The sequence below is a fragment of the Lentilactobacillus dabitei genome, assembly GCF_019061365.1.
GTDB lineage: Bacteria > Bacillota > Bacilli > Lactobacillales > Lactobacillaceae > Lentilactobacillus > Lentilactobacillus dabitei.
On the sequence record NZ_JAHPPD010000143.1, the window covers coordinates 1 to 3813 of the forward strand.

The following is a 3813-nucleotide window of genomic DNA, read 5'->3' on the forward strand; positions in this document are numbered from 1 at the left end:
AAAACAACAAAAAAGATCTCCCACACGAGGAGATCTCCAAAGGATAGAAACTATCCTTCAACACCATTTGACAAACTTCCACTATTTTGTGAGCAGTGCTTATTTGATACCTCAAGTCTAACACGAACAATTATCGCAATGAGTCGGCGTTGTCATGACCGACAACTCCAATCTATTTGAATGTTACTTTCATTACTGATTGACCATGCTGTACTTCTGTTGACCAATCTTCAGTGTGTGCTGTAACGCGACCAGGTTGCGTAAAGAAAGTAACAACCACATCGTCATAACCACTCTGTTTGATCAGATCACGATCAAAGGTCATCAGTAAATCACCAGCGTGTACGACTTGCCCATCTTGACAATAAGTCGTAAAGCCAGCACCACGGAGGTTAACCGTCCCGATTCCCACGTGAATAATTGTTTCAAGACCGTCAGCTGACACGATTCCTAACACATGTTTAGTTGAGAACGTAAACCGAATCGTCCCATCGAATGGCGCATAGAGGCGACCATCACTTGGCCTGATAGCGAAACCAACTCCCGGTAAGCCTTGTGGCTGTGCGGCACTTTTGACATCCGCTAATGCGAGCGGTTGACCGCTTACTGGTGCTAAGATTTCAGTGGTCAGAATGTCAGATGCAGGCGTTACCGCAACATCCGCTGCTTCCCCTGTTGCCAATTTGGCCTGTAACTCTTCAACAATTTCGGCATGTTTCTTTTCGGTAATGGTTACTTTGAATGTAAAGACTAACAATGACAAGATTGCACATGCTAACGGCAAGTAAAACGCTGCGAGTTCAAACGTATGAATATTACTTGCAGTCATATCGGCGGCCGTTGCACTACCAGTCATACCAGCAACTAAAGCAATGGCACCGACGACACCGTTGGAAAAGGCACCAGTCATTTTGTCGATCATCGGCCGAACGGCAAGCACCACCGCTTCATTACGATTGCCATTCTTCAATTGACCGTATTCAATGGCATCGGTCAGTGATAGGACCGTGACTAATTGGGCAAAGTTAATATTGAAAAGGACTAATCCGATGATCAATAAGGTCAAATTCGTCTGCGCAACAATAAAGATAATATAGGCTAAAATCATTGAGCATTGACCGAGTGCAAAGAGCACTTTCCGTGGAATAAACCGGTTCAAGATTGGATATAGTGGTGACGTCACAAAACCGATCACAGTTGCGACCGCCCCAGCAATCCAAAATTCACCAGGTTTACCAATCACGAATTTAAAAAGATAGAATAGAACCCCGTTGGTTATCACGTTTGCTAATGAATAGAGTAAGTAACCCAGACTGACCCACATAATTTGGTCATTCTTGATAATGCCCATAAAGACACCTTTGATCGTCGTCTTTTGTTTGGCTGCTTCCCGAATCGCATTGTGCTTCTCACTGGTTCCAAAGGCGACAAATAGTGCGGAAATGACTGCCACAATACCGACAATAACGGCAAACGCTAGCCAGCCTTGTGGACCTTGGGTATGCTTACCAGTTGCGATAAAGGTAAAGTACGTGGTAATTGGTACAACGACTATTGCCAGGCCGTTCCAACCGGTCGTCCCAGCAAAACTGCCAAGAGCCGTGAGAATTCCCCGGGCATGACTATCTTCACTAATCGCTGGAACCATGCCCCAATACGAGACATCTGTTAACGAATAGAAGACATCCAAGATAATAAATAAAATCACAAAAACAATTGTAAATAAAATCCAGTTTACCTTTGCTAATCCAAAGATTCCTGAGAAAATAACGACTAATAAGACCGAACTGATAATACTCCCAATGACTTGCCAAGGCTTAAACTTACCCCAACGTGTTTCCGTATTATCAACAATATTGCCTAAGATTGGATCGACAACGACTTCCGCTAAACGAATCACCACCACCAGTCCTGTGATTAAACCAATCAACCGATTGGCGATAGCTGGTGCAACGCCGCTAAACATCTCACTAGTGACAAAGACAATAAAATAGGTACTCAACGCACCATAGAATGCCGAGTGTCCTAAGTTACCTAATCCAAAGGCAACGCCTTCATTAATTTGATGCCATGATAACTTTTTCTTGGTTACTGGTTGTTGTTCAACATTTTGTGCCATTAATTTCACTCCACTTAATTATTTATTCATCATATAGACTTGAACACCATAGCTGGCCAAGTCTTGCTTGCCACTTACCACTTGATTCTCAAAAATTTGCCGTAACGGCACTTCAAGTGTCACCGTCGTTGGTCGATGACTAAAATTGATCACGAAGTAATAGCGCGTCGTCGCATTCTCTCTAACTTGAATACTTACCTTGGCATTCGCTTTGATCACTGGCAATGCCGGTTTAAGTGCCAAGCTTGTGGCAAGCCGTTTATAGAAAGCATCCAAGAAGTCAGTATCGGTCCGCGCAGCCAAATAATACGCCGCTCCCTGGCCCAATTGATTGACCGTTACAGCCGGTGTTCCAGCATAAAAATCTTTTTGATACGTGCCGAGGACTTGTGCCGTTGTCGTCTCAACTACATCACAATAATCATTCACTTGATACGCTTGGTGATAAGCAGTCAGTGCATTATGTTGTTGCGGATATAATGTGTCAGTTTCCTGAACTTTAATCCCATAAGTTGCTTCTAAGTCAGCTAAACCATCACCTTGATAGGCTAAGAAGTCATGATCAACGACGCCCGTAATATAGGTGCCAATCAGATGGCCGCCCTGTTGCACATATGCTTTAAGCTTAGTCGCAAACCGGGCGCTCATCATGAAGTGCATCGGATCAATCACCAAATCATAAGCCGTCAAATCATCAGTAGTCGCAATAATTTCAACTGGAATATCATGTTCCCAGAAATACTGGTAATGTTCTTGAATCGTGCGCCAATACTTTTTAGTTTCGTTAGCGTAGTTGCGGGCATCATCCAAGCCCCACATGTTGTCATAATCAAAGACAATAGCGACTTTAGCTGCAGTTCTGGTCATTCCATGCGCGGCCTGTAAGCTTTGTAAGTCCTGACCAACTTTTTGAACGTCCTTAAATGCCCGCGTATTTGAGCCACGATGGTTGGCAATGACGGCGCCATGAAACATTTCAGAAGCTCCTAATGATTGATGTAGTTGGAAATACAAAACTGAGTCGGCGCCATGGGCAACCTGTTGCAAGCTCCCCATTTCGTGCATGCCTGGTCGTTTGGCACGATTATATGGGTGCCAATTAACCTGTGACGGTGTACTTTCCATAATCAAGTAGTTATCATGCTTGAGGATCCGCATCACGTCATTCATCAAAGCAGTTTTCATGGCCAGTGGGCCGTACTTTCGTAACCATTACTCCAATTAGGATATGAATCCCAACTCACAATATCGACATGCTTCGCAAACTTCTGATAATCTAAATCATAAAAGCCGTGTGATTCTGATGGGTTGCCACCCATAAAATTGGCTGTCACAGGGATATTAGGTGTCAGCGCTCGTAACGGTTTGATCTCATTATCAAAAAAGTCAATCGTCCGGTCTGTTACAAAACGATGCCAATCCAGGTTAAGTCCCATTACATTCGTATCACCCAGCGGCGACGGTGCCTGAACCTGATCCCAACTTGTATAATCGTGGCTCCAAAAAGCACCACAGTAAGCATGGTTCAAATTGGCTAACGTTTGATACTTTTTTTGAACTCAATGACGAAAGGCTTGCTGGCACAAATCACAGTAACAAGCACCGCCATATTCATTAGAAGCTGTCTAAAATCTCTTAAGTAATAGTGCTAAAAACGCTAAAACGACCATTTGCAGACTGGTGGTTAATTGACG

Annotated in this window: 1 protein-coding gene and 1 pseudogene; both read right to left on the reverse strand. The window is 43.7% G+C overall.

Annotated features, from left to right (window positions below):
* Window positions 1-172 precede the first annotated feature (172 nt).
* Entirely contained in the window at window positions 173-2119 is a 1947-nt protein-coding gene (locus KTE19_RS13100; RefSeq protein ID WP_085001132.1) for a sugar MFS transporter, read from the reverse strand.
* 18 nt (window positions 2120-2137) lie between these two features.
* Window positions 2138-3738 (reverse strand): annotated as a pseudogene (locus KTE19_RS14095) (beta-galactosidase); the annotation flags it as partial.
* Between the last annotated feature and the right edge of the window lie 75 nt (window positions 3739-3813).

Bases quoted from the DNA above. Each gene is read 5' to 3' on its own strand.
- KTE19_RS13100 (WP_085001132.1), bottom strand. From the start codon at position 2,119: ATGGCACAAAATGTTGAACAACAACCAGTAACCAAGAAAAAGTTATCA.